This is a genomic window from Komagataeibacter intermedius TF2 (assembly GCF_000964425.1).
Lineage (GTDB): Bacteria > Pseudomonadota > Alphaproteobacteria > Acetobacterales > Acetobacteraceae > Komagataeibacter > Komagataeibacter intermedius.
In genome coordinates this window covers 113,508-135,795 of sequence record NZ_BANF01000010.1, presented here as the reverse complement: position 1 = coordinate 135,795, position 22,288 = coordinate 113,508, and the positions used below count along the sequence as shown (strand labels likewise).

Below are 22,288 nucleotides of genomic sequence, written 5' to 3'. Positions count from 1 at the left end.
TAATCCCAACCGCCCCCCGCGCGAAGGGGGCGCATGCGGCGCGGGACGCAATTCCGCGCGTGGTGTGTCAGAATTTCGGTGGCGGCAGGCTGCCGATATTGATGCGGTAGATATGCACCGGCCATTCAATGGCGTTGTGTCCGCCATTCAGTGGCGCGGTGCGGTCAAGCTGGGCCGCCGGCACATAAAGCTGCCCGTCTTTCGTCGCGAACGACCCGCCGGGCCAGTGCAGGCGGGGATCGGTCACGATTTTCTGGTAAACCCGGTCGGGCATCAGGCGGAAGATGCTGCCGGTGGACACATCATTGAAATACAGCGTGCCATCCGGCCCGACCGTGATACCGCCCAGCGGTGGTGTCTTGTACCACAGGGTGGGGCCTTCCTCCAGTTCGATGGGGGTGACCTTGGGGTCAACCAGCAGGTCGGTATCCAGCTTGTACACGGGGCCGCACAGGGGTTCGAAATACAGCCATTGCCCATCGGCGCTTATGTCCATCTGGCTGATATTGATAATGGCGGTGTGGCCTGCCGGGTTGGTCGCCACCCTGCCGTAAACCGTAATGGGCTGGTGCGCGGTCAGCGCCGGGGTATGTTCCATAAGCCGCCGCTGGGTATTGGTGTCCAGCTTGACCACGATCATGGCCGGGATGCCGGAATCCCCGATGAAGGCATGCCCGCGTGCGATGCGCATGGTGGCGGCGTAACTGCCCGCGCGCAGCATGCCGGGATCAAGCGGCCATGTCTGCATGACCTGGCCGGTATGGCTGTCGATCTTCACGATCTTGGGGCCACCTTCTTCCGGTTTTCCCGCCGGGTCGGGTTGTCCGCTGTCCAGCACCCACAGCGTGCCATCGGGCTGGAGCTGTACATCCGAAGGCGCAACCAGCCGCTTTGCCGCAGGCGTGGCGGGATCGTTCCATGCATTGTCGGGATAGGGATGGGGCGTGTTGTCCCCATCCAGCAGCGCCAGCCCCGGGCCGGTATTGCCTGCCCAGCGCGGCAGTTCCACCAGCAGCCGCCCGTCGGGCAGCACGAGCACCCGGTCCCATGCGGCGGTAGAGGAGGAGGCAACGTCCTCCAGCGTCGCGGCCGGATTGAGCGGCGGCGCGGGCTTGGCGGCATGGGCGGCATGGCCCGCCCCCAGCAGGCAGGTGCCGCAGGCAAGAAGGAAACCCGCTGAACGCAGGCGACGGATGGCAGATGGAGATTTCGCGTACATCGCGCGTTATCTCGTCACGAACCGCGGCGAATGGCAAGGGGAACATGCGGCATGTCCGCCCTGCCGTAAAAGAGTGTTTTCAGGAGGCGGTTTATGACTTTCGTCAGGTTTGCAGGGTGTTTTACAAGCCGGTTTTTCAGGAAGTCCCCTGATCAACCGGCCATTTCGAACCGCCGCCGGACGTCGTGGCCCGATCAGACCTGCGCGCAGTACCGCAGGCGCAGGTGGCGCAGGTAGGGGCCCGTATTGGGCACCGCCCCCGTGGCGTCGCGCACGATGTCACGGGTGGATGCCCCGCTGCCGTGTGCATGGATATGCGGGCGCAGCCACGCCAGCAGGGGCGCGAAATCGCCATTGCCTATGCTGGGCATGATGGTGGGGTCGCTGCGTTCCGCTGCTTCGCGCAGCTGTGCCGCGATAATCGCGCCCAGCGTGTAGGTGGGGAAATACCCCCATGCGCCAGATGGCCAGTGAATATCCTGCAGGCAGCCCAGCCGGTCCTCGGGCACGTTCAATCCCAGCAGGTCATGGATCCGGGTATTGAAGGCTTCCGGCAGGTCGGACAGCTTCATTTTTCCCGCGATCAGCGCGGTTTCCATTTCATAACGTACGAGGATATGCGCGGGATATGTGACCTCATCGGCATCCACGCGGATGAAGCCGGGGCGCACACGCGTGACAAGGCGGTGCAGGTTGTCCGCCTGCCATGCCGGGTCGGTATCCGCGCCACCAAAGGCCGCGCGCAGACGGGGCGCCATCCAGTCCATGAAGGGCTGCGACCGCGCGACCTGCATTTCCATAAGCAGGGACTGGCTTTCATGCAGGCTCATGCCGCGTGCCTCGCCCACGGGCTGGGCGCGCCATGCCCCGGGCAGACCCTGTTCATACAGCGCGTGCCCGGTTTCATGTATGATGCCCATAAGTGCGTTGATGCAGTCATCCTCCTCATACCGGGTGGTGATGCGGACATCGTCCTCCGCCCCGCCGCAGAAGGGGTGCAGGCTGACATCCAGCCGCCCGCGCTGCATGTCAAAGCCCAGCGCGCGCATGGTCCCGTGGCCCAGTCGTGCCTGTGCGGGCACGTCAAACGGTCCCGCAAGCGGCACGGGGGCAGGCAGCGTGGCCTGATGGTCGAGCGCCGTGCGGATCAGATCGGGCAGTTCACTGGCCAGTTCGGCAAAGACCGGGTCGATATCCGCCTGCCGCGTGCCTGCGTCATACTGGTCCAGCAGCGCGTCGTAAGGGGAAAGCCCAAGCGCCTGCGCCTTGGCGGCGGCAATGTCGCGGGTGCGGGCCAGCACGGTTTCCAGTTCGGGCAGCAGGCCGGCGAAATCACTGTCCTGCCGTGCGGTACGCCATGCCATTTCACACCGCGAGGACGCGCGTGACATCGCTTCGACCAGATCCGACGGCACGGCGGCGGCATGGGCGTGCTGGCGGCGCATTTCATGCAGGTTGGCGCGCGCCATGGCGTCATCTGGGGCCTGTGCGCGGGCCAGCAGGTCGGCCATGTCCGGCGCGGTCATGAGGTCGTGCGACAGGACGGCAAGGGCGGCGATGCTTTCGGCGCGGCTGTCGCTCGCCCCTGCCGGCATCATGGTGTCCTTGTCCCAGCCCAGAATTCCCATTGCGTTGCGGATATGCCCCATGCGGGCAAAACGCTGCCGCAGCGTGTCATAGGCCTGCTGGCCGACCGTGGCGGAGGTGATGTTCATGTGGGTTCCTGATCGAAATTCTTAACGCTCTGTCGCGTATGGATAGTGTTGGGAGTGTGCGGGACCAGCCCCCGCCACGCAAGGGAGGGCCGGCCGAGATGAACGCGACCAGCGCGCATGGACACGATATGGACAGGCAGCACGTCATGGCGCGGGGCCATGCGGCCCTGCGCAGGGGGGATCTCGCCACCGCGCGGACGTGTTTCGTAACCCTGCGAGGGCAGGGGCCGGACGATCCCGCTGCCCTGCATGGTCTGGCCTGCGTGGCGCTGGCGGCGGGACGGGGGGATCTGGCCATCAGCCTTGCGGGACAGGCGGTGCGGCGCGCGCCCGATGGGCCTTTTCATGAAGTGCTGGCCCGTGCGCTGCTGGCGCAGGGGCATCATGTGGCGGCGCAGGCCGCGATCCGGGCTGCCTGCCTCTGTCAGCCAGATGATGTGCCTGTTCTGCTGGCCTGCGCCGAGATCATGGAGGCGACAGGCGACACATGGGCGGCAGTACAGGCCTATGGGCGGGCGGTCAGCCTGTCCGCTCCGCATGATATGCAGGCCCGGACGCTGCATGCCCGTTTCCTGTGGCGCCGGGGGCAGCGTGATGCCGCCATACAGCAGATGCGCCATGTCGTGCGGCGTGCGCCGGGGGGCAGCGCCCATGTCCGTGAACTGGCCGAAATGCTGATGGCGCATCACCAGCGCGAACAGGCCGAGGCCGTTCTGCGGGCGGGGCTGGATCATGCTCCCGATGATGGCGCGGCCCTGTCCCTGCTGGGTGCGCTGCTGTTTGCGCGCGGGCGGATGGGACCGGCGGCCGACATGCTGGAACGCGCCATGGCGCATGATCCGCAGGCCGAAACCGCCAGTAACCTTGGCCTTGCCCGTATGGCACTGGGGCATATGTCGGGCGCGCGGGCTGCTTTCGCCATTGCGATGCGCCTGCGCCCCGATGACATGCGCATTCAGCTGAACCATGCGACCGGCCTGTTCGAGGGCGGTAGTGTGGCGCAGGCCGCCGCCATTCATGAAACCATACTGGCCCATGTGCCGCCGCCCGATCGTGATACGCAGGCCCGGGCGCGGTTCAACCTTGGTATTGCCCGTCTGGCGCAGGGAAAGCTGGGGCAGGGATGGGCGCTGTGGGACGCCCGGCTGGAATTCCTGCCGCCGCATCCATCGGCAGGCCATCTGCCACGATGGGACGGGGAGGCATTGCCTGCGGGCAGGAAACTGCTGGTGCATATGCAGGGGCAGGGACTGGGGGATGCCGTCCATTTCCTGCGCTATGTACGGCTTGCAGCCCGGCGGGTTCCGGTGGTGCTGGAGGTTCCAGCCCCCCTGCGTCGGCTTGCGGCCACGCTGGGAGGAGGCATGGTCCATCCCATAGAGATTATCACACGCAATATAAATGGAAATCCTGACATCGCAGCGCAATGCGACCTGTTCAGTCTGCCGCATCTGCTGGGCGCGGACAGCGTGCCGCCATTCATGCCGTATCTGGGGGAACGCCCATGGCAGCGACCGGCAGGACACAGGGGATTGCTGCGCATTGGCCTGTGCCATGCGGGGAATGCCGCCTATCGCTTTGACGCGCGGCGTTCCCTTCCGGTGGACGCCGTATCGGCACTGAAGGAAATCGCGGGTGTCGAATTCATTTCCCTGCGGCCACAGGCGGAGGGAATGGTGGACCCATCCTTTGTCCGGCATGAACTGCCGCCCGATGCGGACCTGCTGGATACGGCGCGCCTGATCGCGACACTGGATCTGGTGATCAGCGTGGATACGCTGGTGGCCCACCTGGCCGGGGCCATGGGCTGTCCGGTCTGGCTGGCGTGTCGTTTCGGGGGAGACTGGCGGTGGTCGGCGGCTTTTGACCTGCCTGCGCCGACAGCCGGCACGTCACAGGGGGAAAATGGCGGGCAGTCCATCCTGTCGCGACCGACGAGCCAGTGGTACCCGACCCTGCGGCTGTTCCGTCAGGAGCGTCTTCTGCCCCCGCAGCAGGCATGGACGCAGGTCATGGCCACCCTGTCCTGCGCCCTGCATGCATGGGTGGCAGGGCAGTTGCCGGACATTCATCCCTGAAATGCCGTGGGAATCATGATTTTGGTGAAGTTTTTCAGAAAGTTCCGGAGCCGCCTTTTTGAAAAAGGAGGCTTCCGGACCCTTTCAGATCGTGATGGATTCCAGTTCGGATGACCGGCGCTGGGCTGCGGCTTCCGCTTCCTGCAGGCCCGCCAGCAGGGTCGTGCGAATCCGGTCCAGACGTCCCTTGTCAGTAATTTTCAGCCCGAACAGGTCCTTGACGTAAAATACGTCCACCGCCCGCACGCCATAGGTGGTGATATGGGCGGATGCGATCTGCAGCTTCTGTTCGCTTAGTGCCGCCGTGACGTCATGCAGCAGGCCGGGACGGTCGCGCCCGTTGATTTCTACCACCGTGCAGGTGTTCGATGCGCGGTTGTCGATTACCACGCGTGGCGGTACGTGGATGGCGCGCATGCGGCGGCCACTTACCCTGCGGCCACACTGGGCAATTTCACGGTTGATGTTCAGGTGCCCCGTCAGCGCCTGTTCCACCAGCAGCGACAGGCGGGCAAGCTGCTGCGGTTCTTCGAACGCCGCACCGCCCGCATCCTGAATCCACAGCGTGTCCAGCGCCATGCCATTGGTCATGGTGTGGATGCGGGCATCCACGATCGAGGCCCCGGCAATGGCCACCGCCCCCGCGATCTTGGAAAACAGGCCCGGATGGTCGGCGGCGTAAATCGTGACCTCCGTCACCCCGCGCGCAGGCAGGGGCTGGGTTTCTACCGTCAGGGGGGAATGCACGCGTTCCGATTCGCTGATCAGCCGGGCATGGCGGGCATGGGTGTCATGGTCGAAGGACAGCCAGTAGCTGCCATAACCCAGCCCCATGAAGTGGCGGACATCGGCTTCGTTCATGCCGTCTTCCACCAGCCATCGGGATGTGGCGTCCTTGGCGCGTTCCACGCGCACGTCGCGCTCGGTGGTGGCAAGGCTGCCTTCCAGAACCTCGGCCACGCGCATGTACAGTTCATTCAGCAGCGTCGCCTTCCACGCATTCCAGACGCGCGGCCCCACCGCGCGCATGTCCACGATCGTCAGCAGCAGCAGCAGCCGCAGGCGTTCAGGCGACTGGATGATGTCGGCCAGGTCAAGAATGGTCTTCGGGTCGTCAATATCGCGCTGGAATGCGGTGTGGCTGAGCAGCAGGTGATGCAGCACCAGCCATGAAACGGTTTCCGTCTCCTCGCTGTCCATGCCCAGTTCGGGACAGACATACAGTGCGATCTGCGACCCGATTTCCGAATGGTCGCCGCCGCGGCCCTTGGCGATGTCATGCAGCATGACCGCGACATACAGCGCGCGGCGCGAATGCAGGTTGCGTGCAAGGTCATAGGCGATGGGGATTTCATCGGCCATCTGCCCATGTTCCACCCGGCCAAGGATGCGCAGCGCGTCGATGATATGCTCATCAACCGTGAACACATGATAGGTGTCGAACTGCATCTGCCCCACGACGCGCGACCAGTCGGGCAGCAGGCGGCCCATCAGCCCCGTTTCGTTAAGGATATGCAGCCAGTAGGCATTTCCCTTGCGCCGCCCCTCATCCATCAGGTGAAAGCTGGGGGTGGCGTCCGCCTGTTCGGTGGCGTCGCCACGCGGTGCGCGTTGCGGGCGTTCGGGCGGGTCGCCGCACATCAGGTCAAGGAAGATGCGCGCGGTTTCCGGGTCGCCGCGCAGGCTGGCGGCCCGGCGTTCCCAGCGGATCAGCTGGTGCATGGCCATGGGGTGGATGGGCAGCTTGCGCTTCTTGGCCCAGTCCAGCAGGCGCATCATCTGGATGGGTTCATCTTCGAACGACGTGCCGCGCTGGGGCAGGATGCGACCGTCCAGCACGGTAAAGCCCGCGTCACGCATCTGGCTGTCGGCTTCGGGCGCGTTGGCCACGGGGCCAAGCGCCTGGCGCAGCACGGCGGGTTCCAGCACCAGTGTCAGGCGCATCACCTCGCGCACGGTCAGGAAGTAATGGCGCATGAAGCGTTCCACGCCCACCTGCCGGCCATGGCGGGTGTAGCCCATGCGGCCGCCTACAACCGGCTGCACGTCAAAGGTCAGGCGTTCTTCCGCCCGGCCCGACACGTAATGCAGGTGGAAGCGCACCCGCCACAGGAAGTCCCACGCCCGGCGCGCGCGCTTGGCTTCCTGTTCGGTCAGCAGCCCCAGTTCACTGAAACCGGGCGCCAGCAGGTCGGATACATGGCGCGTGCCGAAGGTGTAGCGGCACATCCAGTACAGCGTCTGCAGGTCGCGCAGGCCGCCCCGGCCTTCCTTTATGTTGGGTTCCACCAGATAGGGGCTGTCGCCAAAGCGGTGGTGGCGGGCGGCGCGTTCCTTGCGCTTGTCGGTAATGAACCGGTCGGCACCTGCCCGCACGCAGGCCACGATGTAGCGGGCCTGAAACATGGAAAACAGCGATTCGCTGCCTGTCAGGGCACGGGCGTCCAGCAGCGTGGTCCGCACCGTGGTGTCGGCCTCGGCTTCGGCAATGCATTCATTGATGGTGCGCGTGGCATGCCCGACCTTCAGCCCGAGATCCCACAGGAAATACAGGATGTATTCCACGCAGGCCCGTACGTCCTCGCCCTGCCCGTCCTGTATGTCGGGCACCAGGAACAGCAGGTCGATATCGCTGAATGGCGCCAGCAGCCCGCGCCCGTACCCGCCGGTGGCGGCAATGGCGAAGGGGGCTTCGGGATGCGAATCGACACCTGTCTGCTGCATGGCGAAGGCCGCCAGCACACGGATCATGCCATCGGTATAGGCGGCCAGCAGCTTGCCCGCCTCGGCCCCGCCCAGGCGGTGATGCTCGAATTCCTCGCGCACATGGGCCTGGTAGCGCGACAGGTGGCGGCGCACCAGCCCGATGGCGTCTTCGCGCGGCAGGGCGCATGCATCGCCACCGCCTTCCCCGGCGGGGAACAGGGCGGAATGAAGGGCGTTCGTCATGGCCTCGACCGAAGCGGAGGCGGAAGGGGGGGCAGCGTTCGACATCGTCGTCAGATGGCGTCCTGTAAATGGCGATAAAGATCCGGGGTCGAGTGTGCCGCCCCTGATGGGGTCAGGTCCAGAGCCGTATCAGGGTTTCAGCAGTTTTTTGAGTTTATACAACATTTCCAGCGCCGCGCGCGGGCTGAGCGTATCGGGGTCCAGATCCTCGATCATGTCGAGTGCGGCAGGCGGTAGCGCGGGGGCGGGCGGTGGTGGTGGCGTCTCATCCGCCGCGGCCTGTTCAAACAGCGGCAGGGGCGGGGCCTGCCGCCCGCGTTCCTTTTCCAGCGTGGACAGCAGACGGCCCGCGCGGCGCACCACAGGGTCAGGCACCCCGGCAAGGCGTGCGACATGCACGCCCCAGCTGCGCCGGGCGGAACCGGGTATGACCTCGTGCTGGAAAATGACCTGTCCCTTCCATTCCCGCACGCTCATGGTGTGGGGGGACAGGCGGGGCATGGTGTCCGCCAGTTCGGCCAGTTCATGGAAATGCGTTGCAAATATCGCGCGGCAGCGCAGCGTGGAATGCAGGGTTTCCAGCACCGCCCACGCAATGGCCAGCCCGTCGAGCGTGGAGGTGCCGCGCCCGATTTCATCCACCACCACCAGCGATCGCGGTCCGGACTGGTTCAGGATGGCGGCGGTTTCGGTCATTTCCACCATGAAGGTGGATCGTCCGCGCGCAAGGTCATCCGACGCGCCAACGCGTGAAAACAGCCGGTCCACCACGCCAAGGCGCATGGCCTGCGCCGCGACCGGCAGGCCTGCCTGCGCCAGTATGACCGCCAGCGCCGTCTGCCGCAGGAAGGTGGACTTGCCCGCCATGTTGGGGCCGGTCAGCAGCATGACGCGGTGATCGGGATCAAGGTCACAGTCATTGGGGGTGAAACGCGCGTTCCGGGGCAGGGCCGCTTCCACAACCGGGTGGCGCCCCGCGCGAATGACAAAGGACGTATCCGTGCCAACGGCGGGGCAGCACCACATGCCGCCACCGGCCAGTATCGCGCAGGACTGCGCGATGTCGATGCATGACAGGGCGGCTGCCATGTCCGGCAGGGCGGCTTCGTCCAGTATTTTTCCCACCACCTGCGTAAACAGGTGGCGTTCGCGCATGCCCGCGTTTTCGGCGGCCTGCGCGATCTGCTGGTCAAGGCTGACCAGACGTTCGGTGGAAAAACGGCTGGCGCTGGCGGTGCCCTGCCGCATGATCAGGTCCTCGCGCCCGCGCAGGCGCGCGCTGGCGGCCGCGGGCACCTCGATCACGTAGCCAAGCTGGGCATGGTGACGGATCTTGAGGTTGGAAATGCCGAATTCCGCGGCATATTCCTGCTGCAGCGCCGCGATGACGCGCCTGCTGCCATCGCGCAGTTCGCGCTGCGCATCCAGTTCCGCATCATACCCGCTGGCGATGATGCCGCCGTCATCCATGCGCGCGGGCGGGTTCTCGCTCAGGGCGCGGGCCAGCAGGTCCTCCAGATCATGCGCGCGATCAAGGTGGCGTGCGGCCTGTTCCAGAATGGCGGGCAGGTTTTCATGCCGGTTCAGGATTGTCCCGATTTCGCGCGCGACACCCAGGCCAAGGCGGATGGCCACGGCGTCGCGCGGCTGTCCACGTCCCAGCGATAGCCGGCCCAGCGCGCGGGCCATGTCGGGGGCCGCGCGCAGGCTGGCGCGCAGGTCGTCGCGTATGCCCGGCTTGTCCAGCAGCCATGTCCACCCCGCCTGCCTGCGGCCGATGCGTTCGGGATCGGTCAGCGGGGCTGCGATCCAGTCCGCCAGCATCCGGCTGCCCGCTGCGGTCACGGTGCGCGATACGGCGGCGAACAGGGTGTGTTCGGTCTCGCCATCGCGCGTGCGCAGCAGGTCGAGACTGGCGCGGGTGGCGGGATCAAGGCCAAGGATGTCGCTGCTGTCGCTGGGACGTGGATGCGACAGGCGGGGCAGCTGGCCCGCCTGGCTGCGGCGGATGTAGTCGATGGCCGCCGCGGCCGCCATGGCTTCCGCATCGCTGAAGGTGCCAAAGGCATCAAGGCTGGCGACGCCGAAGGCCTCGGCCATGCGCTGGCGTGCGGCGTCGGCGCTGGCGGGCGGGACGATGGGGGTGCGGCGGCCCGCGAAATCACCCAGTTCCACGGTATCGGCGCACAGGATTTCCGCCGGGTCCAGACGGCCCAGCAGGTCGTTCAGGTCACGCGCGGGGACAGTGGCGGTTTCAAACAGGCCGGTGGAAATATCGATCCATGCAAGGCCGGGGTTGCTGGCGTCGCGCCCGGTAGAGCAGATGATGGCGGCCAGAAGGTTCTGCCGTCCTGCCTCCAGCAGTTCATCTTCCGTCAGCGTGCCCGGCGTGATCAGGCGTACGACCTCGCGCCGCAGCGGTCCCTTGGAAGCGGGACGTCCCTTGCGGGGCTGTTCGGTCTGTTCGGCCACCGACACACGGAACCCGCGCCGGATCAGGCGGGCCAGATAGGCCTGCGCCGCATGCACCGGCACCCCGCACATGGCAATGGGTTCGCCCCCGTGGGTGCCACGTGCGGTCAGCGAAATGTCCAGCGCCGCCGCCGCTGCTTCAGCATCATTGAAAAACAGTTCGTAGAAATCCCCCATCCTGAAAAACAGCAGGGCGTCGGGGTGTTCGGCTTTCAGCGCAAACCACTGCGCCATGGCGGGTGTAGCGCCCTCGGGCGATGGGAATGTCATGTCCGGTGTCTAGCGGTGGGGTAGGGGATTCGCCAGTGCGGATTTCATGGTTCCTGTTCCCTATGCCCTGCGCCCGCGGCGCAGGCGGCGATTGATTGCGTCCATGGCCTGGCGCATGTCCGCCACCCCAAGCAGCTGCAGCGCCAGCAGGTAGATGCCAACGCCCAGTGTCACCAGCGCCCCGACATCCACGATCCGCATGATCGGCCCGGCCTCCATCGCGTGGCCCAGCGGGGTATGGCCCAGCACGACCAGACCCGTCGCCATGACGCCTGCGCACACCATCATGCCCATCAGCTGCCGCACAAGGGCCGGGTCGGGAACCAGCGCGCCGCGTCGCCGCAGCACGAACGCCAGCACGCCCGCATTGACCATGGCTGCAAGGCTGCTGGCCAGTGGCGGGCCGATATGGGCCAGCCAGTGCATGAAGCTTATGTTCAGGATGAAGTTCAGCGCCAGCGTGCCCATGCCCACCAGCACCGGCGTGCGCGTATCCCCGCGTGCGAAGAACCCCGGCGAGAGAACCTTGACCAGCACGAAGGCCGGCAGCCCCAGCGCGTAGGCCCGCAGCGACTGCGCGGACAGCACCGCGTCATGCGCGGAAAAATGCCCATGCCCGAACAGCGCCATCATGACCGGGGCCGCGATAACCAGTAGCCCCGCCGCAGCCGGCAGCGTCAGGATCAGCGCGTAGGAAATGGCGCGGTTCTGGGTGTGGTGGGCCGCCTTTACCTCGCCCGCCGCCAGATGCCGCGTCAGCACGGGCAGCAGCGTGGTGCCCGCCGCCGCCCCCAGAACCCCCAGCGGCAGCTGGTTCACCCGGTCGGCAAAATACATGAGCGATACGCTGCCCGCGGGCAGCAGGGTGGCGATGATGGTATCGACCAGGAAGTTGATCTGCGTGATCCCGCTGCCCACCAGCCCCACGCCCATGCGCGCCAGCAGCGTGCGGATGCGCGGCGTAAGGCGCGGCGTCATGAGGCGCAGGCGCATGCCCGCATGGCGGGCGGCGTACAGCAGGATGCCGAACTGCACCACGCCCGATGCGGTGACCCCCCATGCGGCGGCGTGCGCGACATCACCCGTGAACGGGGGAAGGACAAGGATGGCGGCAATGCCGATGACGTTGAAGCTGACATAGGCTGCCGCCGCCACGCCAAAATGGTGCATGCCGTTCAGCACGCCCGAAACCAGCGCAGCCCCGCAGATCATCAGCAGGTAGGGGAACGTGACGCGGCTGAGCGATATGGCCAGCGAGTCCCGCAGGTCGCCATGCGTGAACCCCGGTGCGATCAGGCGCAGCACGCCGGGCATGAAGATTTCCCCCAGCACCGTCAGCACAAGCAGCCACGACAGCAGGACGCTCATCGTCTCGCTGGCGAATCGCTGCGCGGTATTCCTGCCCTCGCGTTCCAGCAGGGAGGAGAACAGCGGCACGAAGGCGGCGTTCAGCGCGCCCTCGCCAAACAGCCGGCGGAACATGTTGGGCAGGCGGAAGGCGATCTGGTACGCGTCCTGCGCTGCCCCCGTGCCCAGCAGGGCGGCCAGCAGCTGGTCGCGCACCAGCCCCAGCACGCGGCTGATCATGGTCCAGCCGCTGACGGTCAGGAACCCCTTCAGCATCGGGTCAGCATGACGCGCGCGGACATGATGGCGACATCAGTGATCCATCACCGCCCGTTCGACCGCCATGCGCACGCGGCGCGATTCTGGCGACGTGACGCAGGTGAACCAGTTGGTCAGCTGACCATCGCGCCCGATCAGGTATTTGTAGAAATTCCACCGTGGCAGCGACAGGAACCCGCCTTCACGCGCCAGCCAGCGGAACAGCGGAATCGCCTGCGCCCCCCTGACGTGACTCTTGGCGGTCAGGGGGAAGGTGACATTGTAGTTGCGCTGGCAGAAGGTGGCGATCTGGTCGGGCGTGCCCGGTTCCTGGTTGCCGAAGTCGCTGGACGGCACGCCAATCACCATCAGGTCATGGCTGCGCCATGTGGTCCACAGGCTCTGCAATCCTTCATATTGCGGCGTGAAACCGCATTTGGATGCCGTGTTGGCGATCAGGATCGGCTTGCCCCGCAGTTTTGACAGGTCAATGTCGGGGCCGTTCAGGGCAGGCAGGACAAAGTCATAGATCGTGGTCATTGAAATGCTCGGTTTCGTAAGCGCGCCGGAGTAACCGGATTGCCGGGTCGCATGGCGGGGGTCAAGCCGCCTGTTTGCAAATGTGGAATGTGACGTGGGTGTCCATTCAGGCGAATTCATGTCCGACCGGACGCGACAGCAGCAGCTGGCTGGCGTCCTCCATGTCGATCGTGCCCGCCAGCAGGCTGGCGACGGTGGCGATGACCGGCGTGCTGACGCCATGCTGACGCGCAAGCAGCAGCAGCGCGGGCGCTGTCGCCCGGCCTTCGGCCACACCTTCCAGCGCGTCCGCCGCCTGCTGCGCGGGTGTCCCCTGGCCAATCGCCAGGCCAAGACGGTAATTGCGCGACGCCGCCCCCGTGCAGGTCAGCAGCAGATCCCCGATTCCCGCAAGGCCCGACAGTGTCTCGGGCCGTCCGCCCAGCGCGTGCGACAGGCGCGACAGCTCGGCAATGCTGCGGGTGATCAGGGCCGCGCGGGCATTTTCCCCCAGCTTCGCGCCGATCGTGGCGCCTGCGGCGATGGCCACCACGTTCTTGGCCGCCCCGCCTACCTGCACGCCCGTCGGGTCATCGCTGGCATACAGCCGGAAGGTTGGCGTGGTCAGCAGGTCCGCCAGCCTGCGGGCCTGCGTGCGGTCCGCGCTGGCCAGCACGGCGGCGGCGGGCAGGCCGGCCGCGACTTCATGCGCGAAATTGGGGCCGGACAGCACGCCCAGCACGCTGTGGGGGAACATCTCCCCCAGGACCTGAAGGGGCAGCAGGCCGGTTGCTTCCTCAACGCCCTTGCAGCACGCGATCAGCGGCGCGCAGGGCGGCACGCTTCGGGCAATGGTGCGCAGGTGCTGCATGGGGCAGGCCAGCAGGATCAGGTCGGCCTGCCGGGGCATGACATCACTTACGGTAATGCGGGGCGGCAGCGCATGGCCGGGCAGGCGGGGCATGACACGGCCTGCGGACATGGTGGCGGGAGTACGCGCCCACAGGCTGACTTCAGCCCCCGCGCGCGCGGCCTGCAACGCGAGCGCCGTCCCCCATGCGCCTGCGCCGATCACGGCAATCCGTGCGGAATGGGTCATCCGTTCGTTTCCTGACGATACATGTGCCGTAACCGGCATTCTGTTGGTCCCTGTAACCGCAATGCGCCTGTTACGGTTGCCATGCAAGGCGGGAAGCCCGCATGCCTGCCCGGGACAGGGCAGGGGATCAGGCGGCGGCCCCGTCCGTATCGGCCGTCATGCGCTGCGCCATGTCCGACAGCGGCCAGCGCGGGCGCGGGCGCATGGCAATGTCATTGGGAACGGGCAGGCCAAGGGCTGCGCGCGCGCGCATGGTCTCGATTGCGGCCCATGCCACCATCACCGCGTTATCGGTGCACAGCCGCAGCGGCGGGGCGGCGAAAGGCAGGTCGTGCGCGGTGGCGAATTCGTGCAACCGCGCGCGCAGGACGCCATTGGCGGCCACCCCGCCCGCCACGACCAGCGTGGTGGGGCGTTCCATCATGTCCAGCGCATGGCCAAGGCGGTCGATCATGATATCGCTTACGGCCTGCTGGAAGCTGGCGGCGATATCGGCGGCCTGCTGGCGCGGCAGGGCGGTGCGGACCTCGGCTGGCAGTTTCTGCGCCACGGCGGTCTTCAGCCCCGAGAAGGAAAAATCACACCCCGCCCGTCCCATGAGCGGCCGCGGCAGGGGTACGGCGTGCGGGTCACCCTCACGCGCCAGACGTTCGACCGCGGGCCCGCCGGGCCAGCCAAGGCCAAGCATCTTGGCCACCTTGTCGAATGCTTCGCCCGCCGCGTCGTCAATCGTGCCGCCCAGCCTGCGGTAATGACCGACCCCTTCCACCGCGATGCACTGGCAGTGTCCGCCCGATACCAGCAGCAGGAGATAGGGAAACGGCGCGCCGTTGGCCGCCACACCGGGCAGGCGCGCGGTCAGGGCGTGGGCTTCGATATGGTTTACGGCAATGAAGGGCCGGTCCAGCGCAATGGCCATGCCCTTGCCCATGTCGGCGCCCACGATCAGCCCGCCAATCAGCCCCGGACCACAGCTTGCGGCAACCGCACCCAGTTCATGCGGCTGCATGCCGGCTGTGCGCAGCGTGTCGCGCACCAGCGCGGGCAGCGCGCCAAGGTGGGCGCGGGCGGCGATTTCGGGCACGACCCCGCCGAATGGCACATGGCCGGATTGCGATAATGTCGCTTCTGCCAGGATCCTGCCATCTGTCGACACGATGGCGCAGGCCGTGTCATCGCACGAAGATTCAATGGCCATAACGGGAGTTGGCAGATCGGGGCATGTCGGTTCGGTATGGGGCATGGCGTAATTTACAATCCGGATGTGCCGAATGTCATCTTTCCTTTATCGCGGTGCGGTAATAGACACGCGATATGGAGTCCGCAAAGCCATCAGCCCCGTTTCCGTCGTCCGCGCTACAGAAAGTCGCGGCCGAGGCCGCTGCACGCCAGCGAAAGGAAGCCACACATGCCGAACCCCACCGCCGGCAACTGCCGCTGAAGGTGGGCACGCGCGCTTCCCCGCTGGCGCTGGTGCAGACACGGGCGTTCCTGACGGTGCTGACCCGTTTCTGCCCCGTGCTGCGCGACATGGGCGCATTCCAGGAACACCAGATCAGCACCACGGGCGACCAGGTGCTGAACCGCAAGCTGGCGGATATTGGCGGCAAGGGCCTGTTCGCCAAGGAAATTCACGAAGCTCTGCTGGATGGCCGGATCGATTTCGCCGTCCACAGCCTGAAGGACCTTGAAACCACGCTGCCGCCGGGGCTGGTGCTGGCCTGCACCCTCAAGCGCGAGGATGCGCGTGACGTGCTGATCCTCGGCCCCGGCTGTGGGGAGCCTGATCCGGCGGATCCGTACGCGGTCCTGCCGCACGGGGCGCTGGTGGGGTGCGCCTCGGTCCGGCGGCAGGCGCAGATGCTGCATGTGCGGCCCGACCTGAAATTCGGCCTGCTGCGTGGCAATGTGCAGACGCGGCTGGACAAGCTGGCGGCGCGGCAGTGCGACGCGACGCTGCTGGCCTATGCCGGGCTGCGCCGCCTTGGCATGGAAGACCGGGCCGACGTGATCCTTGATCCCACGGTCATGGTGCCTGCGGCGGGGCAGGGCATTGTCGGCGTGACGGTGCGTGAAAGCGATGTCGAACTGCGTGAACTGCTGTCCGCGATCGAGGACTATGAAGCCCGCGCCGTCGCTACGGCGGAACGTGCGCTGCTGGCGGAACTGGACGGGTCGTGCCGCACGCCCATCGGCGGGTATGCCCGGCTGATCCCGGTTGTCGCGGGGGGCGCGCCGGAACTGCACCTGACCGGCCTTGTCGCGCGTGAAGACGGGTCTTTCCTGCTCAGGCGCTCGATCAGTGGCGCGCCCGCCGATGCGGCGCGTCTGGGCCGTGACCTCGGCCGCAGCCTGCGTGCCGACAGTCCCGCCGACATTTTTGTTGAACAGAAGTAACCTGCCTTCATCCCCCGCCATGGGCGGGGGGGTGATCGTGACCCGACCGCCGCCGGGGCTTGCCCCCACACTGGCGGCGGTGGCGGAACGGGGGCTGCATCCCATCGCCGCCCCCATGCTGCATGTCACCCAGCGCGCGCTTTCCATCGGCGCATTCCGTCCCGACGCCATCGTGCTGACCAGTGGGCAGGCCGTGGGCAGCCTGACCGACCCGCATCTGCATCATATTCCCTGTTACGTGGTAGGGGCAGCCACCGCGCGGCGTGCCCGTGCGACGGGGTTTGCCCATGTCATTGCGGCATCCGGCACGGCGGATGACCTGACGGCGCTGCTGCGCGCGGCCATGCAGCCCCCCGCCCGGCTGCTGCTGGCGGTGGGGCAGGGATATGGACAGGATATGGCGGCGGACCTGCGCGGGCAGGGATACCGGGTGTTGCGGCGTTGCGTTTATGCCGTGCGCCCGGCGACATGCCTGCCGCCCGATGCGCTTGCCGCCCTGCGCGCCGGACAGGTGGCGGCGGTCATGTTCTATTCCAGCCGCACGGCGGACGCCTTCGTCGCCGCCCTGCCGGCAGCACTTGTGCCCGCACTGGCGGGGGTCGGGGCCATTGCCATGTCCGATGGGGTGGCCGCCGTCCTTGGCGCGGGGCTGCGCTGGGGTGGCATACGCATTGCCGCCCGACCGGATCAGGACTGCATGCTGGCCTGCCTGCCCGGCGGAGGGGACTGACGCCAACATGTCCCGGCCATGAAAAAAGGCCGGGAGCATGTGCCCCCGGCCCTGTCGTCCGTAACCTGTGGATCCGTATGGATCAGGCGTGGCCCGGCGTCTGGTCGAACGAGTTGCGCTTGGCCTGCCACAGCGCCACGAAGTCGATCGGCTGCAGCACCACGGGCGGGAACCCGCCGTCGCGCGTGACTTCACTCAGGATATTGCGCACATACGGGAAGATCAGGCGCGGCACTTCCACCAGCAGGATCGGCTCGATCAGTTCGGCGGGCGGGTTGTTCAGCGTGGCGATCGCGGCATAGGACAGTTCGGCGATGAACACCGGGCGACCGGCGGGGCCACCTTCCTGCTGCGGGGCTTCGGTGGCTTCGGCCTTTACGGTCAGGACCACTTCGAAAACCGGCTGTTCCTGTTCCAGGCGGTTGGCCTGCACGTCGATGTTGACCGAAATCTGCGGGTTGGTGCGCAGCGTCGCGAAGATTTCCGCACCGGCGGGCACTTCAAACGAAAGATCCTTGATATACTGCAGATTGATCGCCAGCGGCAGCGCCGGGGGGGCGCTCTGGCCGTTTTCAGGGGTGGGCGGCTGAGTCGTGTCGGACATGCTTGTCTGTATTCCCCAGAGATATGCGGAAAAAAGAAATGAATACCGTATTCTCAGGCCGTAGCATGGGTCTGCGGGGGATGCCATACCAGCTGTCGGAATTTTAACGGCCCTTGCGCATTGTGCTGGCTCCGGCCGTTGCTTATGTTGTGCCAAGGGTAATCTTGGCAGGCCACCCGCCTGTCGTTATGGACGCGCGGCATGAATTTTTCTTTTGGTCATTTTCCGCTGGATCTGATTGTTCTGGGGCTGGTGGCTGTATTCCTTGTTCTGCGACTGCGCAGCATTCTTGGCCGTCGGGTTGGCGCGGAACCCGCGCCGCGCCCCATGGCTCCCCCGCCCATGGTCGCGAATGTCGTGGAACAGAAGCCCGAACCTCCGCCGCCGTCCATTACATATGACATTCCCACGCCAGATACCCGGGTGGGGCAGGTGCTGGCCCGCATCGCCGCCCTGCAGCCGGGTTTCACCCCGCAGGAATTCGCCAAGGGGACGGAGGCCGCTTTCCGTCAGATCGTCGGTGCGTATGCGGCAGGGGATCTGAACGTGCTGCGCCAGCGCCTGACGGCTGCGACATTCACGGCGTTCGAGGCCGCAATCCAGTCCCGCCAGCAGGCGGGCGAAGTCCTGCGCAGTGAAATCCGTGATATTACCGACATCGCCATCATTGGCGCCGATATCGATGAGACGGCGGGCCCCAGCCCGGTCGCCCGGATCGAGGTGCGTATCGTATCCGATCAGATCAGCCTGACCGTGGACAGCAATGGCCAGCCCGTGGCGGGCGTGGACGCCGTGACCGAGTTTTCCGACCTGTGGACGTTCGAGCGCCTGCTGGGCGTCAGTGCCGATGGGGCCGGGTGGCGTCTGGGGGCCAGCCGCAGCGCATAGGCCGTATTGCCATAATTTCCTGACAAAGCCATGATCAGTCTGTGTGCATGAAAGTCATGAAGCGTATCGCGCCGCTGTGCGCCGTTGTTGCCCTGTGTGGATGTCATTTCGGGGAAGGCCCCAATCTTGGCGCCCCTTCCGCCGGCGGGAAACACCATAAATCCCATCATCATGCCCATACCATAAGTTTCGATCGCCTGCCGGGCTGGCAGGATGATGCGCTGGAAGATGCGCTGCCGGTTTTCCTGCAGGACTGTCACAAGGTTGCCAGCCTGCCGGCCGACAGCAGCCTTGGTGGCGAGGGCATCAGCCATCCCGGCCGTCAGGTGGGGGACTGGCAGGCTGCATGCAATGCGGCACGTACCGTGCCCACGGGTGACCGTGCCGCCGCGCGGGCGTTTTTTGAACAGTGGTTCGTGCCCTACAGCCTGCCGGCGGGCAAGCGGGCGGACGGCATGCTGTTCACCGGGTATTACGAACCTGAAATCCGTGGTTCCCTGCGTCGGGGCGGCATTTACCAGACCCCGGTCTATCGCCGCCCGCCCGATCTGGTGCGCGAGCGTGACGCGCAGGGCAAGGTCGTGACGGGCCGCAGCGAGGATGGGCGGATCGTGCCCTACTGGACCCGCGCGCAGATCGACCAGGGCGTGCTGGCCCACAGGAAGCTTGAACTGCTGTGGCTGGCGGACCCGGTCGACCTGTTCTTCCTGCAGCTGCAGGGCGCGGGCCGGGTGCGTCTTCCCAATGACAAGGTGATCCGTCTGGGCTTTGACGGCCTGAATGGTCAGCCTTACGTGCCGCTGGGCCGCGTCATGGTGGCGCAGGGGCTGCTGAAGCCCGATGACGTGAACATGGCGTCCATCAGGAACTGGCTGGAAGCGAATCCGCAAAAAGCCATGGACATGATGGAGCAGAACCCGAATTACGTTTTTTTCCGTGAACTGGACCCGGGCGATACGCAGGCCGGTGCGCCCGGTGCGCTGGGCGTGCCGCTGACGCCGGGCCGGTCCATGGCGGTGGATCGGGATTTCATTCCGCTGGGAAGCCCGGTATGGGTGCAGGCGCAGGTGCCGGTTGATGGGCACCCCGTAACGTGGCAGCGGCTGGATTTCGCACAGGATCTGGGAACCGACATCAAGGGACCGGACCGTGCCGACCTGTATATGGGCTGGGGACCGGAGGCGGCGCAGGCGGCTGGAAACCTGCGGTCGCCCGGACAGATGATCGTGCTGGTGCCCCGCAGCGGCGAAGCGGAAAAGAAACACTAGATCCGCATGGGCGGAGTGAAGAGCGTAGTAGCATCATGACAGGGCGACCCCGCGCGGGGCAGGCTTGCGCATCCAGACCCCGCCTGCCGCGGACTGTCCGTTATACCGAGGGGCCGCACCTGCTGGTGCGTGGCGACTGTATCCGTGCCATGCGGCGCATGGAGCCTGACAGCGTTGACGTGGTCGTCACCTCGCCGCCCTACAATATCGGCCTGAAATACCGCACGTACCGCGACCGGCTGGAAGAAGATGGTTATCTGGACTGGATGGTGGAGGTCGCGCGCGAAGTGCGGCGCGTCATGCGGCCCGACGGGTCATTCTTCCTGAATGTCGCGGGGTCCTCGGCCCAGCCATGGCTGCCGTTTGAACTCATGGTGCGGCTGCGTGAGATGTTCGTGCTGCAGAACCATATCTCATGGGTCAAGTCGATCTCGGTAGGTGTGGAAACGCACGGGCATTTCAAGCCGGTCAACAGCCCCCGTTACCTCAATCGCAATCATGAACACCTGTTTCATCTGACGCGCACGGGCAATGTCGGGCTTAACCGTCTCGATATCGGCGTGCCCTACATGGACAAGTCCAATATCATGCGCCGTGGCCACCGGCAGGACCGGCGCTGCCGGGGCGATACATGGTTCATCCCGTATGAGACCGTGCAGGGGAAAGCGCAGAAGTTCCATCATCCCGGCACGTTTCCCGTGCTGCTGCCGCAGATGTGCATCCGCCTGCATGGCAAGGCGGCCCCCGTGGTGCTGGACCCGTTCATGGGGACAGGCACCACGCTGGTCGCGGCCGTGCGCGAAGGGGGGCAGGGCATCGGAATCGACCTTGATACCATCTATGTCAATGTCGCGCGGCAGCGGGTACGGCAGGCCATGGAGGCGCAGGTGGATGGCGTGGCCGGGACAGATGATCGAAACTTTTGATGGTTTTCATTGAAACGATTATTTTGACAAATAATTCCTGAATCGGCCAAAACCCACTCAAGCAAGGGATAAGGGGGTTTTGTTAATGTCGGTAAAGAAGGCAGTGGCGGCGGTGGTCGCCGCAGGTATCGTGGCGTATGGCGGGACGGTCGCCTATCTCACCCATTTCGATCATGCGACCGCGCCCGCACCTGCGGGGGCAGGGGTGGATGCGGTCTCGACAGCGGCGCTGAATGTCATGCGCGAAGCCCGCTGTGACTACTGCCACGCGGCCAGGGTGGACCTGCCGTTCTATTTCAGCCTGCCTGTGGCCAATACGCTGATGAGCCATGATCGCGATCAGGGGCTGCGGCATTTCCGGGTGGAACCGGTCATAAGCGCCCTGCAGAACGGCAGCGTGCCCGATCAGGAACCGCTGGCCCGGATCGAGGAAGTCATCAACCAGAACCGCATGCCGCCCACGCTGTACCTGCTCATGCACTGGCATGCCCACCTGTCGGACGCGCAGCGCGAAAGCATGCTGACATGGATCGCGCAGGTGCGGCGCCAGCATTACGCGACACAGGGTGTTGCGGATCGATTCGCGGCCGAACCGGTGCAGCCCGTGCCGGAATCCGTGCCGGTGGACCCGCACAAGGTGGCGCTGGGCCAGCGGCTGTTCTTTGACCGCAAGCTGTCGGGTGATGGTACCCTGAACTGCGCCAGCTGCCACAGCCTGCAGCATGGCGGCGTGGATGGCCTGGTGACCGCCACCGGCATCCATGGGCAGAAGGGGCCGATCAATGTGCCGACCGTCTTTGATGCGGTTTTCAACAAATGGCAGTTCTGGAATGGCCGCGCGGGCACACTGGCGCAGCAGGCGGCGGGACCGGTCATGAACCCAGTCGAGATGGGATCGCATGACTGGACATCGGTTGCGGACCGCCTGCGTGAAGACCCGAGCTATGCCACGGATTTCCAGGCTGCGTATGGCAGCGACACGATTGATGAAAACACCATCACCGATGCCATCGGGGAATATGAAAAGACGCTGGTGACACCCGACAGCCGCTTTGACCAGTACCTCAAGGGGGATGACGCCGCGCTGAACACGCAGGAAAAGCACGGTTACGCGCTGTTCAAGCAGATTGGCTGTTCCGGGTGCCACACCGGGCCGTCCATGGGCGGGCAGGCGTTCGAGCCGCTGGGACTGGAAGGCAATTATTTCTCGGCCCGTGGCGGTAAGCTGACGGATGCGGACAAGGGACGTTTTGAAGTCACCCATGATCCTGCCGACATGGAACGCTTCAAGGTGCCCAACCTGCGCAACATCGCGCTGACCGGCCCCTATTTCCATGATGGCAGCATCACGACGCTGGATGGCGCCGTGCGCGACATGGCGCGTTACCAGACGCCCGACCATAACATTTCCGATCAGGATGTGACGGATATCGTGGCGTTCCTCAACACGCTGACCGGGCGCTATCAGGGCGAAACCCTGCGCAATACCGCGCCGTAAGACGGTTTTTCCCATCCGGGAACGCTAGCCCTGCCGCACATGCGGCAGGGT

16 protein-coding genes are annotated in these 22,288 nt (G+C 65.7%); 7 read left to right on the top strand and 9 right to left on the bottom strand.

Annotation, left to right across the window (positions count from 1 at the left end):
• Positions 1-67 precede the first annotated feature (67 nt).
• Both B7449_RS01975 and B7449_RS01970 read right to left on the bottom strand, forming a co-directional pair.
• Positions 68-1,219: an L-dopachrome tautomerase-related protein gene (locus B7449_RS01975; protein WP_039732774.1), complete on the bottom strand. Its 1,152-nt coding sequence runs from the start codon at positions 1,217-1,219 to the stop codon at positions 68-70.
• Positions 1,220-1,413: 194 nt separating this feature from the next.
• A complete protein-coding gene (locus B7449_RS01970) occupies positions 1,414-2,934 on the bottom strand; it encodes a carboxypeptidase M32 (protein WP_039732775.1) in 1,521 nt (506 codons plus the stop codon).
• Between the two features lie 98 nt (positions 2,935-3,032).
• Between B7449_RS01970 and B7449_RS01965 the strand changes: the two genes are divergently transcribed.
• Positions 3,033-5,012: a tetratricopeptide repeat protein gene (locus B7449_RS01965; protein WP_039732776.1), complete on the top strand. Its 1,980-nt coding sequence runs from the start codon at positions 3,033-3,035 to the stop codon at positions 5,010-5,012.
• A gap of 84 nt (positions 5,013-5,096) precedes the next feature.
• On the opposite strand, the gene B7449_RS01960 is transcribed toward B7449_RS01965, so the two are convergent.
• The 6 genes from B7449_RS01960 to tsaD form a co-directional block, all read right to left on the bottom strand.
• The gene (locus B7449_RS01960) at positions 5,097-8,006 is read right to left on the bottom strand and encodes a [protein-PII] uridylyltransferase (protein WP_039732777.1); all 2,910 of its coding nucleotides are present in this window, start codon (positions 8,004-8,006) and stop codon (positions 5,097-5,099) included.
• Positions 8,007-8,090: 84 nt separating this feature from the next.
• Positions 8,091-10,703 carry a DNA mismatch repair protein MutS gene (mutS, locus tag B7449_RS01955; RefSeq protein ID WP_039732778.1) on the bottom strand — a complete coding sequence of 871 codons (2,613 nt, stop codon included), beginning with the start codon at positions 10,701-10,703 and terminating at the stop codon, positions 8,091-8,093.
• A gap of 60 nt (positions 10,704-10,763) precedes the next feature.
• Complete coding sequence (gene murJ, locus B7449_RS01950; RefSeq protein WP_039732779.1) at positions 10,764-12,326, bottom strand: murein biosynthesis integral membrane protein MurJ; 1,563 nt, start codon at positions 12,324-12,326, stop codon at positions 10,764-10,766.
• Between the two features lie 36 nt (positions 12,327-12,362).
• Positions 12,363-12,848: a glutathione peroxidase gene (locus tag B7449_RS01945; protein ID WP_039732780.1), complete on the bottom strand. Its 486-nt coding sequence runs from the start codon at positions 12,846-12,848 to the stop codon at positions 12,363-12,365.
• 106 nt (positions 12,849-12,954) lie between these two features.
• The gene (locus B7449_RS01940; protein WP_039732781.1) at positions 12,955-13,926 is read right to left on the bottom strand and encodes an NAD(P)H-dependent glycerol-3-phosphate dehydrogenase; all 972 of its coding nucleotides are present in this window, start codon (positions 13,924-13,926) and stop codon (positions 12,955-12,957) included.
• A 127-nt stretch (positions 13,927-14,053) separates the two neighbouring features.
• Complete coding sequence (gene tsaD, locus B7449_RS01935; protein ID WP_048883174.1) at positions 14,054-15,169, bottom strand: tRNA (adenosine(37)-N6)-threonylcarbamoyltransferase complex transferase subunit TsaD; 1,116 nt, start codon at positions 15,167-15,169, stop codon at positions 14,054-14,056.
• 71 nt (positions 15,170-15,240) lie between these two features.
• On the opposite strand from tsaD, the gene hemC reads away from it, so the two are divergent.
• Both hemC and B7449_RS01925 read left to right on the top strand, forming a co-directional pair.
• Positions 15,241-16,323 (top strand): hydroxymethylbilane synthase, encoded by a 1,083-nt coding sequence (gene hemC, locus B7449_RS01930; protein WP_039732782.1) that lies wholly within the window; start codon positions 15,241-15,243, stop codon positions 16,321-16,323.
• Positions 16,310-17,053 carry a uroporphyrinogen-III synthase gene (locus B7449_RS01925; protein WP_048883172.1) on the top strand — a complete coding sequence of 248 codons (744 nt, stop codon included), beginning with the start codon at positions 16,310-16,312 and terminating at the stop codon, positions 17,051-17,053. The genes hemC and B7449_RS01925 overlap by 14 nt, the downstream gene beginning before the upstream one ends.
• An 82-nt stretch (positions 17,054-17,135) precedes the next feature.
• Here B7449_RS01925 and secB read toward each other — a convergent pair whose 3' ends face one another.
• On the bottom strand, positions 17,136-17,657 hold the full coding sequence (gene secB / locus B7449_RS01920; protein WP_010513761.1) for a protein-export chaperone SecB: 522 nt from the start codon (positions 17,655-17,657) through the stop codon (positions 17,136-17,138).
• A gap of 201 nt (positions 17,658-17,858) precedes the next feature.
• Here secB and B7449_RS01915 point away from each other — a divergent pair, with 201 nt between their 5' ends.
• The 4 genes from B7449_RS01915 (at position 17,859) to B7449_RS01900 (ending at position 22,237) form a co-directional block, all read left to right on the top strand.
• On the top strand, positions 17,859-18,545 hold the full coding sequence (locus tag B7449_RS01915) for a Tim44/TimA family putative adaptor protein (protein WP_039732784.1): 687 nt from the start codon (positions 17,859-17,861) through the stop codon (positions 18,543-18,545).
• 56 nt (positions 18,546-18,601) lie between these two features.
• Positions 18,602-19,813 (top strand): murein transglycosylase A, encoded by a 1,212-nt coding sequence (mltA, locus tag B7449_RS01910; protein ID WP_048883164.1) that lies wholly within the window; start codon positions 18,602-18,604, stop codon positions 19,811-19,813.
• Positions 19,814-19,848: 35 nt separating this feature from the next.
• Complete coding sequence (locus B7449_RS01905; protein WP_039732786.1) at positions 19,849-20,739, top strand: DNA-methyltransferase; 891 nt, start codon at positions 19,849-19,851, stop codon at positions 20,737-20,739.
• Between the two features lie 85 nt (positions 20,740-20,824).
• Entirely contained in the window at positions 20,825-22,237 is a 1,413-nt protein-coding gene (locus B7449_RS01900; RefSeq protein ID WP_199858339.1) for a cytochrome-c peroxidase, read from the top strand.
• Positions 22,238-22,288 lie beyond the last annotated feature (51 nt).

Excerpts from the sequence above, each read along its gene's own strand:
- B7449_RS01975 (WP_039732774.1), bottom strand. The coding sequence starts at position 1,219 with ATGTACGCGAAATCTCCATCTGCCATCCGTCGCCTGCGTTCAGCGGGT.
- B7449_RS01970 (WP_039732775.1), bottom strand. The coding sequence starts at position 2,934 with ATGAACATCACCTCCGCCACGGTCGGCCAGCAGGCCTATGACACGCTG.
- B7449_RS01965 (WP_039732776.1), top strand. The coding sequence starts at position 3,033 with ATGAACGCGACCAGCGCGCATGGACACGATATGGACAGGCAGCACGTC.
- B7449_RS01960 (WP_039732777.1), bottom strand. The coding sequence starts at position 8,006 with ATGTCGAACGCTGCCCCCCCTTCCGCCTCCGCTTCGGTCGAGGCCATG.
- mutS (WP_039732778.1), bottom strand. The coding sequence starts at position 10,703 with ATGACATTCCCATCGCCCGAGGGCGCTACACCCGCCATGGCGCAGTGG.
- murJ (WP_039732779.1), bottom strand. The coding sequence starts at position 12,326 with ATGCTGAAGGGGTTCCTGACCGTCAGCGGCTGGACCATGATCAGCCGC.
- B7449_RS01945 (WP_039732780.1), bottom strand. The coding sequence starts at position 12,848 with ATGACCACGATCTATGACTTTGTCCTGCCTGCCCTGAACGGCCCCGAC.
- B7449_RS01940 (WP_039732781.1), bottom strand. The coding sequence starts at position 13,926 with ATGACCCATTCCGCACGGATTGCCGTGATCGGCGCAGGCGCATGGGGG.
- tsaD (WP_048883174.1), bottom strand. The coding sequence starts at position 15,169 with ATGCCCCATACCGAACCGACATGCCCCGATCTGCCAACTCCCGTTATG.
- hemC (WP_039732782.1), top strand. The coding sequence starts at position 15,241 with ATGGAGTCCGCAAAGCCATCAGCCCCGTTTCCGTCGTCCGCGCTACAG.
- secB (WP_010513761.1), bottom strand. The coding sequence starts at position 17,657 with ATGTCCGACACGACTCAGCCGCCCACCCCTGAAAACGGCCAGAGCGCC.
- B7449_RS01915 (WP_039732784.1), top strand. The coding sequence starts at position 17,859 with ATGAATTTTTCTTTTGGTCATTTTCCGCTGGATCTGATTGTTCTGGGG.
- mltA (WP_048883164.1), top strand. The coding sequence starts at position 18,602 with ATGAAGCGTATCGCGCCGCTGTGCGCCGTTGTTGCCCTGTGTGGATGT.
- B7449_RS01905 (WP_039732786.1), top strand. The coding sequence starts at position 19,849 with ATGACAGGGCGACCCCGCGCGGGGCAGGCTTGCGCATCCAGACCCCGC.
- B7449_RS01900 (WP_199858339.1), top strand. The coding sequence starts at position 20,825 with ATGTCGGTAAAGAAGGCAGTGGCGGCGGTGGTCGCCGCAGGTATCGTG.